Origin of the sequence: Chryseobacterium tagetis (assembly GCF_016735585.2) — a bacterium.
GTDB classification, from domain to species: Bacteria; Bacteroidota; Bacteroidia; order Flavobacteriales; family Weeksellaceae; genus Chryseobacterium; species Chryseobacterium tagetis.
Genome location: NZ_JAERSE020000001.1, coordinates 586,016 through 599,280, shown reverse-complemented (window position 1 = coordinate 599,280; position 13,265 = coordinate 586,016). Strand labels below are relative to the sequence as shown.

Here is a 13,265-nt window from a genome sequence, read left to right as displayed (position 1 = left end):
CGTGAGTCATCTTCCTTTGGTTAGAACCCAAATATATCAGGAGCTTGTCATCACGACAGGCTCCTTTTTTTTGTCTTAATAATTAACATTTTTATCTATATTATGAAAGTTTTAAAATTTGGAGGGACTTCAGTAGGAAGCCCGGAAAGGATTGAGCAGTTATTACCCATTATCAGTTCCCAGAAAGCAGACAGACATTTGGTTGTTTTATCCGCGGTATCCGGAACGACCAATGATCTGGTAACCTTGTCTGCATTATATGCAAAAAAAGATATTCAGGCTGCACATGAACATATTGATATGCTTTACGGGCAATATAAAAAATTTGTTCATCAATTATTTAAGACAGAAGAAGGTATTTTGGAAGCCACCGAGTTTATTGATAAAATATTCGATCTGTTTTATCAATTTAAAAATAAGAACTTCAACTTAGCTGCTGAACGAATCATTCTGGCTCAGGGTGAGATCATCTCTACGACTCTGTTTCATTTATATTTAAAAGAAATTGAAGTTCCGTCCGTATTATTACCTGCCCTGGAATTCATGCTGATTGACGAGAACAACGAACCTGACATTGAATACATTCGAGAACATTTAGGTCAGGAGATTTCAAAATACCCAGAAGAAAAACTGTTTATCACACAGGGATATATCTGCAAAAATGCTCAGGGAGAAATTGATAACCTGCGAAGAGGAGGTTCGGATTATACTGCTTCATTAATTGGTGCAGCTTTACAGGTTGAGGAAATTCAGATCTGGACGGATATTGACGGATTTCACAATAATGATCCGAGATATGTTCAGAATACCAAATCCATTGCGAAACTTAATTTTGATGAAGCTGCCGAATTATCGTATTTCGGAGCCAAAATCCTGCACCCCCAAAGTGTTTTTCCGGCAAGAAAATATAATGTTCCTGTAAGATTATTAGATACGATGAATCCTGATAGGCAAGGTACACTGATTTCAGGGGAAACGACCAATCAAAATCAGATTGTAGCTATTGCTGCTAAAGACGGTATTACCGCCATCCGTATTCAGTCTTCCCGAATGTTGATGGCTTATGGTTTTCTGAGAAAGGTCTTTGAAATTTTTGAGCGTTTCAAAACTCCTATTGATATGATCACGACTTCTGAAGTAGCCGTTTCGCTTACCATTGATGAAACCGGCTCTCTTTCTGAAATTGTAAAGGAACTGGAAGTTTTTTCAACAGTAGAAATCGATCATGACCAATCTATTATCTGCATTGTCGGTGATTTCAGAAAAAGCAATCATGGATATGCGAGTACTGTTTCAGATGCCGTAAAACATATCCCGATCAGAATGATCTCTTACGGAGGAAGCGAAAATAATATTTCATTATTGGTTCCTTCCATTCACAAAATTGAGGGATTAAGATCTTTACACAACAGATTATTTTAAGAAAGTTATTTTTTAAAATTTTATATCGAAAATCACTTTAAGGTTCTAAACATTGAACTTAAAAGTGATTTTTGATATTATATTTGAATGAAAAATCAAATTAAGCTTTACTATTTTGTAGATTTACCCTAAAATACAAAAACTCATAGATGAAGCTATTTCTTACTCTTATCATTGTATGTCTGAACACTGCAATTTGTAAATCGCAAACTACAGCAGAGGATACCTTTGACTTTTACTTTGAGACATCAAAAGATATCAGTAAATATAGTACCTGGGAAAAGAAAGGAGATAGCGCAATCATAAAACTTGGTGAGTGGAGAGGCGACTGCTGTGGCGGCGTGCCGCATCCTCATTTTATAAAAGCAAAAATTGTTAAGGACACTCTCAGTTATAACCTTAATAATGTTCCGAACCCGAATTGTGACCGTCGTATCGGGATCTGTATGGCAGCCATAAATCTTGTTATCAATACAAAAAAGCATCCTAATTATAAAAATCTGATCTGGAATGAGATTAAGTATGAAAATACACCGGATGAGACTAAAATAATTGATGAAATTACCCAAAAAATTAAGTCTCCATCAATCGTAAAGCATGAAATATCCGAGGAAAAAGGATATTTAGGAGCTTACGAAAAATACATCGTATATACTGACCATCATGTACCTATCCTTATTGAAAGAGAAGAAAAAGAAGTCAGACGTCTGTATCTCAAAAACGGAGAACGAAATGATACCTCTTATAGCAAAGGAATCTTTTACATTACCAAGTGGGATGACAACCAATTTATCAGAAAAGGGAAAATAATAACAGCAAAAGGCTCCAGAATTATTGAAATGCACAAAGATATGCAATTTGAATATGACAGAAATAAAGTAATACAGCTTATAAACAAGTAAACTTAAATTGCTTCGTTAATCATAAAGATACTATTTGATTTTAATAAAAATAATTCGTCTCATCCTACTCAAATTACTTCCCGTATATCGCGGGGTTCTTTTCTGGTAGAAAATCCACGGCCAGTCTCATCTTCAATAGAGATTGTGTATTCTTTACCGTCCTTAGTAAAAAAAATCACCCATTCATCCGGATTATCTTCAGGTGTTGTATTGATACTTCTGTACATAGAAAATCCCCTTTTCAGAGACGTAAAGGCTTTAATGATTTCATTTCTTGAGATTTCAGGATCATTCGGACCTTTTTTATCCAGCTGAACTGTATTATTTTTGAAAGTCACTTTAGAGTTATCATAATTAGATATGGAAACCTGATCGCTACCCTGCATTCCCAATCTTTCTCTATTGTACAGAATAATCGTAGCAATCAAAACATTATGAATCTTCTGATTAAATATCGTTTTTCTCTCCGATACCAGTTTCCCGTTTTCATATCTTTTCTCTTCCAATGGGAATGATTCAATGGTCAGATTGGTCAGTGCCGGTATTTTCGATAAATATTTTCGAAACTCGGTTACCCGTCCTAAATAATCATACGTGTAATATTCATTGACGATACACTGAAATCCATCAATAGATTCTGTGAATTCCCGGGCTTCACTATACTCGGCCTTTTCGCGTGCAATTTTTTTGTCGAAAGGGCCACAATAGTAAAAGACCGATCGGTCATTCTTCATGATAATCTTTTTACAGTTAGGCTCCTGATCCTGAATACTGACTGAATATTCCTTTGTTTCTTTTACTTTTAAAGATTCAAATTTTTCACTGTCAAACTTTCCGTTTTTCATCAAAGGAAACTTCTGGGCATTCGCCAGACAAAAAAATAGTAAAAGAATATTGGTATACAGCGTTTTTTTCAAAGTATTTGTTTTTTAAATAATAAGCAGCATTCAGATTTAAAGGTAAACAAATTGATCGTATTTCAATATAGCAACATCGCAAAAATTACTGAAGGTTGATTCGGGCTCAACCATTTCATCAAAATGAATTTCAAATGTTCAGAATTTTAAAAATTCTTTTCTAGATTTGCCTATTCTAATATTATGAAAAAACTTTCACATTTTAAAGCGCTCATCAATTACTATCCGACCGAAAAAGGCGGTTTGGTAAGTCCTGTATCTAATGGCTTTCGTACAGCGTTTCAGTTTCCTTTTGAACTGCAGACGTATATAGGAGTTCATACCTTTGAAGAGGATGAGCTTATTTTTCCGGGAGATTCTGTGACCATCGATATTACTCTCATGAATGCGGAATCATTCTTAGATAAATTATATACCGGAATGGATTTTGAGCTTTCTGATAACACAGGTTTAATTGGAAATGGAGTGGTTACTGCCGTTTATTCTCAAGATTAAATTTTATATCCGGTTCTACATTCTTTAGCAGTTTAGCAACTTTAATAATCTCTTATCTTACATAAAAATAAATTACAAACTTATAATTAAAATCAATTTTCACCTTTCTCTTACAAGCCTAAAAGTCAAATTAATGCGCTCTTTCATCCGAATGGCAGATTTAGCAATCCTATGTTCCCAGTGTTCCTGCAAATCTCCTTTCATAATGAGCAGCGAACCGTTTGAAAGCGGCAAACTGTATTTGCTCTTGTGATGATCTTTTTTCCTGAAATCAAAATTTCTGGTTTGCCCCAGACTGATGGATGCGATGACAGGACGTTTTCCGTAACGGCTTTCCTTATCGCTGTGCCAAGCTACTGAATCATTTTGGTCACGGTACAGATTTAACAGGACTCCATTGAACTGATATCCGAATTCTCTTTCTATTCTCTCTTTTAAAGAAAACAGTTCAGAAGTCCACGGAGTGGCTGGCTTTTTATCTTCTTCAGAATTATCATATTTTGAATCGCCATACCATGCTGTTAAACGCGGAGTCAGCACCATTTTATCGTACATCTTCTGAGTTCGTTGTTCCCAGTTTGCGGTATGCAACAAATGCTCTTTGAGTTGGTCTGCTTCTTCATTGCTTAGAAAATGTTCTCTGTATTCCAAAAGATCTTTTGGAAATTCATAAAATTCTTCTGCATCAAACAAACTCAGCTGACTCATTATTTTCTTTTTGCTTTTTTTAAACAAGCTTATATTTTTACTCCTCTTTAAAATAAATTGAGAATACAAACTTAATCTATATTTCCTAGTCCGTTTATAACTTTTAAAAGATCAATCCCCTTTCCTAAAACCGGCTTGAACAAATCGCCTTTTTCCTGCAAACGGACTGCCATATTGTGGATTGTAAAATCTGTGGGATGAAGACCTTTTTTCACTTCACTCCATTCTAATGGGGCAGAAACAGGTGCTCCGGGTTTTGGGCGTATGCTGTATACACTTGCTAATGTCTGCGCCCTCCTGTTCTGCAGATAATCCAGATAGATTTTATTTTTATCTCTTTTTTGAAGACTTCTTTCGAGCGTAGTAAGCTCCGGCAATTCCTGATGAACTAACTGCATGAGCACGTGCCCGAAATCCTTTACCTGGTCATACGTATACTTCCCTCCCATCGGAATATACACGTGAATACCGGAACTTCCCGATGTTTTCGGATAACCGGTAATATCTGCTTTATCCAGAACTTCTTTCACAACCAATGCTGTCTCTATCACCTCTTCAAAAGTATTTTTCTCGGAAGGATCGAGATCGAGTACCAAATAGTCGGGGAAATCGACTTTCGGAATATGGCTTGTCCAGACATTCAGTTCGATACAGCCCAAATTGTTCAGATACGCTATTGTTTCTTTATCATTACAAATAATATAATTGATATACTTATCATTACTTTCAGAAAATATTTTTTGTAAAGTCACCCAGTCCGGTGTATGTTCATCGGCATCTTTCTGGTAAAAGCTCAGTCCTTCGATCCCGTTCGGAAAACGGTTGAGAGATTGCGGACGGTTTTTCAGATGAGGCAGGATAAATTTGGAAATACTCTGATAATAGTCTATAACCTCTCCTTTTGTAATGCCATCTGCCGGGAAATACAGCTTATTCTGATTGGTGAGTGTGACCTGCTGTTTTCCAATTTTTTTGACTTTATCTTTGGCAGGTACTTTTTTTGTAGAAGTTTTAGTTTTCATTTCAGGCTGTTTTTCAGGTGAATCGATATCAAATTTCACGTCTGTACTATCGATGTCTTCTCTTAATCTTAAAAAAACCGGATGTCGGTAGATATGATCTTTCGTAAGCTCGGTGAATTTTATTTCAGCCACCAGTACAGGTTTAATCCATGTAGCTTTGGAATTGGTTTTCGGGGTAATTTTAAATGTAGATTGCTTCACAATCAGTGGCTGCATCTTTTGGTGAATTTCTTTAAGGCTTTGATCTGTAAATCCTGTTCCTGTATGTCCGCAAAATACAAGTTTCCCATTCAGGTATTTCCCTAAAATAAGTGAACCGAACTGCTTTCTGGAACCTTTCGGTGCGGTAAAACCACAAATCAGCGCTTCGTCAGTTTTATGGATCTTTATTTTCAGCCATTCGGAGCTTCTGCTATTTTCTTTATATTCGCCGTCTGCTTTTTTGGCAATAATTCCTTCCAATCCCATATTTTCGGCAGCCTCAAAAAAATCTTTTCCGTTTTGAAGAATATGATCGTGATATTTGATGATTTCATTTTCAACCAAAGCCTCTTTCAGCAGTTCTTTTCGTTGCAGATAAGAAAGATTTTCAGTGGAATGTCCGTTCAGCCAGAGCAAATCAAAAACCTGATAGATAAGAACTAAATCAGTATTTTGTTCTGCTATTCTCTGCAACCATTGAAAATTAGGCTTTCCTTTATCGTCATATGCGACAATTTCACCATCCAGAACCATCTCATACTCCTGGATTTTGAGTGCATCAGCAACTTTTTTGAATGGTTTTGAAAAATCCAGTCCGTTTCTGGAATACAGCCGGATTTCTTTGTTTCTGGTATCAGCAATTGCTCTGTATCCGTCCCATTTTATTTCAAAAGCCCAGTCTTTGTCATCAAAAGGTTTTTCGTTTGTTTTACAAAGCATAGGTTTGATGAAATCGGGCAATTTTTTCTCGCCGGAAAGTTCCGGAGCATAATTTTTATAGTGTTTTAAGCTTTCGGCGGTATCATTTTTTTTTTACTGCTTTTCTCCTGAAGATAAGCTGTGACTTTAGAATTTTTTGTGGTATGCTCTTCGGCGTCATAATCTTCTTCAATTGCGTAACGATCTTTATGCTTGATAAGAAGCCAGGCATTTTCCTCTGTCGAATTTTTTATTTTTACCAAAGCAAATTCGCCTTTCAGTTTTTTACCATGTAAAATAAATTTCAGGGATTGTTTATGCAGTTCTGCGCGCATGATCAGATCATCAGTTTTTCCTTCTATTTTATCTAAGGGTTCATAGGTTCCTTCGTCCCAGATTTCAACTTCTCCGGCTCCGTAATTTCCTTTGGGAATACTTCCTTCGAAAGTCCGGTATTCATAAGGATGATCTTCAACCATCATTGCCAGTCTTTTATCTGCAGGATTAAGGGAAGGTCCTTTCGGAACCGCCCAGCTTTTAAGAACGCCATCCATCTCAAGGCGAAAATCATAATGCAGACGTGTTGCCGCATGACGCTGAATTACAAATCTCAGTTTTGCTTTGCTCTGCTTTTCTTTGCCTTCCGGTTCGGAAGTTGCCTTAAAGTCTCTCTTTTTATGATATTCTTCTAATGGCATTTCACAAAAATTTTAAGTTGAACGAAAAAAATTATCTGATGAAAATCTTATCCTGCCTTTCTTTTTCCAGATCCGAGGCTGGCTTTCAGCATGGCCATAAGATCGGTGGCTTTTCCGGCTGGTTCCTTGGTTTCTTTGATTTTTGTTCTTTTCCCTTTTGCTTTCTGTTTTATAATCTTCAGAAGGTCTTCATTATAGGTATCTTTATACTTTGAAGGATCAAAAGTTTCTGCTAAAGATTTAATCAAAGTTTCTGCCATTTTCAGTTCTTCCGCTTTCGGGGCTTTTCCTGATGGAATTTTCAGATCCTCATAGGTTCTCATTTCTTCCGGGTACCTCATCCTGTTTACCATGAGAATTTCATCCTGATAAGGGCGGACCATGCAGAGAATTTCTCTTTCTCTTAGAATAAAAGAGCCTATTCCTGCCATTTTGGTTTTCGTCAAGGCTTTCAACAGTAATTTATAAGCTTCTTCACCGTTTTTTTGCGGTTCTAAAAAATAAGGAGTTTCAAAAAGTGCGGGATCAACCTCCTCTTCTTTTACAAATTGCAAAATGCTGAGGATTTTAGATTTCTCAGGACTTACCGACTGAAAATCCTCATCTTCCAAGACAATGTATTTGTCTTCTATTTTGTAGCCTTTTACAATATTTTCCCAAGCTACTTCTTTGTTGGAATTTTCATTTACCCTTTTGTATTTGATATTGCTGAGATCTTTTTTATCCAGCATATCCAGATCTAAAGTACTCGATTCACTGGCCGAGTACAGCTTGATCGGTATATTTACCAATCCAAAACCTATGGCTCCATTCCAGATCGCTCTCATATTTTATTATTTTTATCATTTAGAGTACAAAACCCTTTCCAAATTGAATCGGATACTCATCATTTGAATCTATCAGTCTTTCTTTGTCTTCAATTAGAAATCCAGAAAACCATCCACCAGTGTTTTCCACTGAATCTTTGAAATCCCGATCATTCCGCCTGCCGCGATCAAAAAGTTTCTGGCTTTATCTATAAACTCTGAATCCATATTGGGTGTTTCGTTTCTGCCATATATTCCTGCCTCAATAAAATCTCTTCCTTTAAAGATTGCAAAAGTGGAAGTAGCATGATCAGAATAAAAATGTACAATATGTTCTGACGTTTTATTCTGAGGATTCTTCGAAGGTCTACAAGTCATCATCATAAAATTAAGGCAAATGCCATGAGTCTGTTCTTCAAAAAGATCTGTGATTTCAACCCAGTCATACCCTTTGGCTTCCACGGTTCCCGGTCCCGGAATGTCTATTCTGATATAATCACCAATTAACGGAAATCGCTCTACCATTTTCCCTTCTGAATCAAAAAGCTTAAAATCTGCAAAACCTTCCCCACAATAACTTTTCCAGTTGTTGATCAACATGAATCTTTCCTTTAAGGTATTGAATCCTTCATTCACCTGTTCCTGATCTGCATAGCTTTTCTTAGCTTCCGTATCATGATAGCTTCCCTTCTTTTGAATTGGTACTCCGAAAAGTTCTTTAGGTTTCATATGATCAGTGTTAAATTTAATGATAAGACCCTTATACGGAGTTTCTGTCTGATTTCTTGTTTATATATTATCCGTTGACAATCAGGCCTCCGTTTGGATGAAGAACCTGTCCTGTAATCTGAGCCGCTCCTTCAGATACCAGAAACAAAAAACTTTCCGCCACTTCTTCGGGAGTTGCATTTCTCTCCAAAGGAGGTTTTCCTGGGTCTTCTTCTTTTTCATCAAAAGTTTCTTTTGTAAGCGGTGTTGCCACTGGTCCCGGAGCAACTGCGTTTACTCTTATTCCTTTTGGTTTTGCCTGTAATGCTAAGGAACGGGTGAAAGAAACAATGGCTCCTTTTGTTGCTGCATAATCCAACAATTCCGGATGTCCCTGATAAGCGACTGCGGAAGTTGTATTGATGATAGAATCTCCTTCTTTTAAATAAGGAAATACCACTTTAGTCAACAAGATCATCCCAATGATATTGGTATCAAATGTTTTACGAATATTTTCTTCTTCAAGATCCTGAATACGTTCTGCAGGAAACTGAGTTCCCGCATTGTTGATGAGGATATTAATCTTTCCCCATTCTGAAATTAATGCAGCAACTGTCTTTTCACAAAATTCATAATCATTGATGTCCCCTGAAAACAATCTGCATTTTCTGCCCAGGTTCTCAATTTCTTTTTTTGTTTTCCCAGCTCCTTCATCATCTTCATGATAGATAATGGCCACATCTGCTCCTTCTTTTGCTGCAAGTAATGCTACTGCTTTCCCGATGCCACTGTCTGCTCCGGTAATGAGAACCGATTTGTCAGCTAACTTTAATTCTTGCATCTTTATTTTTTTTCAGGCCTAATTTTGCTTTAGCTTCAAGGTTTTTATTGATTTCTGTTTTAAAACACCCCAAAATGAACTCAGTGTAATATAATTGAGCATTCAGAGCCTGTGTTTTAGGATGCAGTTCAAGGGTGTTTGTATAAATAATTTTGCCTTTGTAAGAGAATGAAAAGAAAGCAAATATTTTGTATGAAGAATTTCTGATGGGGGTACAATATCCCGTTGTTGCAATCGACCAGTCGGCTTCGTAGAGTTTTGCAACATTCAAGGCCATTGTTTCCACAATGTTTTCCGAAACACAGTCGCATACTTCAGCTTCTTCTTTATCTACATTCAGTAATTTTACTTTCATGGGTAAAGTATATGCAGTCATTCCGCCTTGATAAACCAGTGGTGCGTTCGGCATCTGAGATAAAGCCAGCTGTAGACATCCTGAGGTTACACATTCTGCAACCGCAATCGTTTCATCTGCCGTCATGAGAGACTGACTGATGTACTCCAGAAGATTTTTGTGAAATTCCATCGCATTTTATTTTTTAAGTGATTGGTTATTTTCTTAAATTATTACATTTCAAATGTTTTTTATTAAATACTTCTTTGAAATCACAGGCTTTCAAAGTCATTTTTACCCAAAGTATCCAAAAGTCTGCTCAGGCATTCTTCTTCACTTTTCACTTTTGTGTAAGCCGTTTTTGCATACAGCATGAAAGAAGGGCCTTCAACAGGAATGTCTATAGTTTCATAGGTTATATGCTCGTGATGATTATTTTTTATATGAAATAGATATTCCTCGATATGATGATGTATCAGTTTTTTTAAGACTTCAGATTTCGTATTTTTTCTTATTTTTTCCAGAGATTTCTTCAAAAAAACGGTCATCCCGTAAAAATGAACGCGCTCCGGAGATCCCATTTCATTTTCCAAGATGGTATTCTGGTGATATATTGTAGAAGGTGTTTGTTTTTCATGTTCTATCATAGCCGTTATCCGTTTTCAGAGATATTTATAAATTTTTCAAAATAGTGCAGATCATTTTTGTCTTTAATGGATAGATGAAACATCATCTGTATGGGTTCTTTTTTTCCTATACTTTCTAAAGAATCAAACTGTGCAATAAATGCCTGAACATTTTCCTGCTCAACGGTTCCGGTTATAATAAACACCAAGAAAATATTCTGTTCAATTTCTTTTGCATAAACGGAAGCTCCTTCTTCGAACAATATTCCGTTGTGTATGATTTTTTTAAAGCCTTCATGTTTTAGCTTTTTCAAAATACTTTGGGATTTTATATTCATAAGCCGCTTCAGTTATGTTAGAAAAAGCCATATAGAATATAAGCTATATGACTTTAGTATATTTAAATGGTGTGTGGCGTTCACAAAAAATTATTAGTCTAAAATACGAATTAATAATTCACCATTTTATGACTTCAGTCATATTTGAACGTTTATTAATATAAAATTTTCCTGTTATGAATTTTAACTTTGCCTTCTTTTTCCATCTTTTTGAGGGCTCTTATCACTGTTTCTACCCGAAGTCCCACCAAGTTTGCCAATTGCTGCCTGGTAAATTCTACAGGAAAGCATTGTTCACAGTCGTCATCACGAAAGCTTCTGAGATAATCCAATAATCCTTTTAATCTTACAGAAGGATTTAGTGAAGCCATATTCTGGATCATTACCAGTTTAAAATAGAGATGTTGGGATAAACAATGATTCATTTCCATTGAAATATCGGGATGCTTTTCCAGTAATTCTATAAAGTTTTTTTTAGGTAACCTTATGATTTCCGTCTCAGCAAGACAAACGGCATTGATCGGGTATTGCTTGTCCAGAAAAAGAAGAGAATCTCCAAAACTTTGATTTTTACCCAGGATATTTTGAATAAACTCTTTACCTTCTTCATTGTAATTGTTTAGTTTTATTTTTCCTTCCACAATCTGGAAATAATATAAAACCTGGTCTCCCTCGCTGAAAACCATTTCTCCTTTTTTAAAAATCTTCGTTTCTGCGCCCGATGAATACAAAAGCGACTCATCGATATTCATGCAACTTTTTACCTTCATGGTCTCCTGTTTAAAATAAAGTTTACTACATGATTTTACGGTCTTCTATTTTTTAAGAAACGTTACCCTTTCATTCCTTTGATTGTCAGTATTGTTTTTTTCTCATAAAAAAGTGGTTATCTGCTCCTATCGAATACAATAGATTTTCTTCAGTAACCATAAAAACTTTTTTAATGATTTCTAACGTTTATAAAAAATATTAGGAACTTTTTGGGTATCAATACAAATATTACACCTCGAATTGTTAATTAAAGTTAATTTTTTTTAAATAAATACATCTAAAAAGACCTATATCAACTTTTAATTATCACATTCCCAAAAAAAACACTAAAATCGATAAATATATTACGAATAAATATTATTAATTTTCTTAATAAAAACAATGCTAAAAAGAGTGTTTTCAACAACAAAACTACCGTTTATTAAAGGTTGGAAAAAATAATTGTATTTTAATAAAATGTATATTAAAGATCAGCCTGAGAATAACAAATAGATTTCATATTATTAAATTTCATGAGGTTATCTTCAAATTTAATCTATTATTTTCAATTTATCTCATAATCTCAATCATAAAAACAGAACAAAAAATAAAAATAATACAATCTCTTACGTTTTAATTTTGAAAACTAATAGAATATTTTGCCCAGTTCTATTTTCACCATCTTTTCCTTTTCCATTTTTTTTACCACGCGTATCACCGTTTCAATCCGTAACCCTGTAAGTGACGCCAATTGCTGCCTTGTAAACGGAATTTGATAAGAAAATGGTTCTTCGTACTGATGATAAGCTTTTAAACAATCCATCACCTGTCTTACCCGGTACAAAGGATTACTTACCGAGAGATTATTGAGCATAATAAACCTATAATACATTCTCTCTGCCGTAAACTCATATAAATCCCATAACGATTTGGGACAGTTTTTTAAAAATTTAAGAAATTTGAGTTTGGGCAATCTCAGAATGTCGGAATCTTCCAGAGCAACAGCATTAATAGGATATGGAAGTTCTGAAAATAAAAATGTTTCCCCAAAACAGTGCCCTTTAAAGGGTACACTATGAATAAATTCTCTTCCATCTTCATGATAATTATTCAGTTTTACGCTTCCGTGTTTTATTTGATAAAAATAATTAGGCTGTCCACCTTCCGTGAATATTACCTCATTTGCTTTATAAGTTTGCATTTCTGCTCCTAATGAAAGCAAAAGTTCTTCATTAAATATCATTTTTGAAAGCTAAAAGTTTTATTACTAATTTATATAAAACGGAACGTTAGAATTACCTCTGTACAGTATGCAAACATTGATTAATTCAACAATAACGTTTCTTTATCGAATTTCAAAAATAGATAAAGGCATTCTCAAAATTTATGATTGTAATCATAAGTTTCTTCCTGAGATTTTATCGGAAAATCAAATTGACCGTTTACAAGTTCATAGTCTTTAGAATGTAAAAACCGATTGCTGATGGACGCGGATTTTCACAGGACAGGAAAAGAAAACAGAATAAAGCTATCAGATATTTATTTTATGATTCAATAAAAGATCAATCACACTTATCTTTAATTCTGTTACACTTGCTAAACCAACCTGTACAGTTATAAGTTTTAATAGCATATTCTACTCGATCCTTTTCTATTTTAGTGAGAGGAATAATTTTTTAAGCATCATGAATTAAAAACAATGACAAAATTAAAATTTCATTTCACTACAAAAAGCTTAAAACAATGTGAAAAATTTAAAATTTAACAATACTTACCCATTTATTTTCTTTTTAAATTA

The 13,265-nt window shown here is 34.9% G+C and carries 15 protein-coding genes; 3 read left to right on the top strand and 12 right to left on the bottom strand.

The window, feature by feature from the left end; all coding sequences use genetic code 11:
* Positions 1-102 precede the first annotated feature (102 nt).
* The gene (locus JI747_RS02560; protein ID WP_225686059.1) at positions 103-1,422 is read left to right on the top strand and encodes an aspartate kinase; all 1,320 of its coding nucleotides are present in this window, start codon (positions 103-105) and stop codon (positions 1,420-1,422) included.
* Positions 1,423-1,571: 149 nt separating this feature from the next.
* The gene (locus tag JI747_RS02555) at positions 1,572-2,324 is read left to right on the top strand and encodes a hypothetical protein (protein ID WP_225686058.1); all 753 of its coding nucleotides are present in this window, start codon (positions 1,572-1,574) and stop codon (positions 2,322-2,324) included.
* A 68-nt stretch (positions 2,325-2,392) separates the two neighbouring features.
* On the opposite strand, the gene JI747_RS02550 is transcribed toward JI747_RS02555, so the two are convergent.
* The gene (locus JI747_RS02550) at positions 2,393-3,241 is read right to left on the bottom strand and encodes a hypothetical protein (protein WP_225686057.1); all 849 of its coding nucleotides are present in this window, start codon (positions 3,239-3,241) and stop codon (positions 2,393-2,395) included.
* Positions 3,242-3,424: 183 nt separating this feature from the next.
* Here JI747_RS02550 and JI747_RS02545 point away from each other — a divergent pair, with 183 nt between their 5' ends.
* Positions 3,425-3,736, top strand: a complete 312-nt coding sequence (locus JI747_RS02545; RefSeq protein ID WP_225686056.1) for a hypothetical protein — start codon at positions 3,425-3,427, stop codon at positions 3,734-3,736.
* A gap of 99 nt (positions 3,737-3,835) precedes the next feature.
* Here JI747_RS02545 and JI747_RS02540 read toward each other — a convergent pair whose 3' ends face one another.
* From JI747_RS02540 to JI747_RS02490, 11 genes are all read right to left on the bottom strand, one after another.
* Positions 3,836-4,444: an alpha-ketoglutarate-dependent dioxygenase AlkB family protein gene (locus JI747_RS02540; RefSeq protein ID WP_225686055.1), complete on the bottom strand. Its 609-nt coding sequence runs from the start codon at positions 4,442-4,444 to the stop codon at positions 3,836-3,838.
* A 71-nt stretch (positions 4,445-4,515) separates the two neighbouring features.
* The gene (gene ligD / locus JI747_RS02535; protein ID WP_225686054.1) at positions 4,516-6,387 is read right to left on the bottom strand and encodes a DNA ligase D; all 1,872 of its coding nucleotides are present in this window, start codon (positions 6,385-6,387) and stop codon (positions 4,516-4,518) included.
* A gap of 65 nt (positions 6,388-6,452) precedes the next feature.
* Complete coding sequence (locus tag JI747_RS02530; protein WP_225686052.1) at positions 6,453-7,064, bottom strand: DNA polymerase ligase N-terminal domain-containing protein; 612 nt, start codon at positions 7,062-7,064, stop codon at positions 6,453-6,455.
* Between the two features lie 47 nt (positions 7,065-7,111).
* Positions 7,112-7,891 carry a non-homologous end joining protein Ku gene (gene ku, locus JI747_RS02525; protein ID WP_225686050.1) on the bottom strand — a complete coding sequence of 260 codons (780 nt, stop codon included), beginning with the start codon at positions 7,889-7,891 and terminating at the stop codon, positions 7,112-7,114.
* A 93-nt stretch (positions 7,892-7,984) separates the two neighbouring features.
* Complete coding sequence (locus JI747_RS02520; protein WP_225686048.1) at positions 7,985-8,599, bottom strand: hypothetical protein; 615 nt, start codon at positions 8,597-8,599, stop codon at positions 7,985-7,987.
* 67 nt (positions 8,600-8,666) lie between these two features.
* Positions 8,667-9,419, bottom strand: a complete 753-nt coding sequence (locus JI747_RS02515) for an SDR family oxidoreductase (protein WP_225686047.1) — start codon at positions 9,417-9,419, stop codon at positions 8,667-8,669.
* Positions 9,397-9,945 carry a CinA family protein gene (locus JI747_RS02510; RefSeq protein WP_225686046.1) on the bottom strand — a complete coding sequence of 183 codons (549 nt, stop codon included), beginning with the start codon at positions 9,943-9,945 and terminating at the stop codon, positions 9,397-9,399. The genes JI747_RS02515 and JI747_RS02510 overlap by 23 nt, the downstream gene beginning before the upstream one ends.
* An 80-nt stretch (positions 9,946-10,025) precedes the next feature.
* A complete protein-coding gene (locus JI747_RS02505; protein ID WP_225686045.1) occupies positions 10,026-10,400 on the bottom strand; it encodes a hypothetical protein in 375 nt (124 codons plus the stop codon).
* Positions 10,401-10,405: 5 nt separating this feature from the next.
* Positions 10,406-10,693 (bottom strand): hypothetical protein, encoded by a 288-nt coding sequence (locus JI747_RS02500; RefSeq protein WP_225686044.1) that lies wholly within the window; start codon positions 10,691-10,693, stop codon positions 10,406-10,408.
* Between the two features lie 179 nt (positions 10,694-10,872).
* The gene (locus JI747_RS02495) at positions 10,873-11,487 is read right to left on the bottom strand and encodes a Crp/Fnr family transcriptional regulator (RefSeq protein WP_225686043.1); all 615 of its coding nucleotides are present in this window, start codon (positions 11,485-11,487) and stop codon (positions 10,873-10,875) included.
* Positions 11,488-12,113: 626 nt separating this feature from the next.
* Positions 12,114-12,710 (bottom strand): Crp/Fnr family transcriptional regulator, encoded by a 597-nt coding sequence (locus JI747_RS02490; RefSeq protein WP_225686042.1) that lies wholly within the window; start codon positions 12,708-12,710, stop codon positions 12,114-12,116.
* Positions 12,711-13,265: the final 555 nt, after the last annotated feature.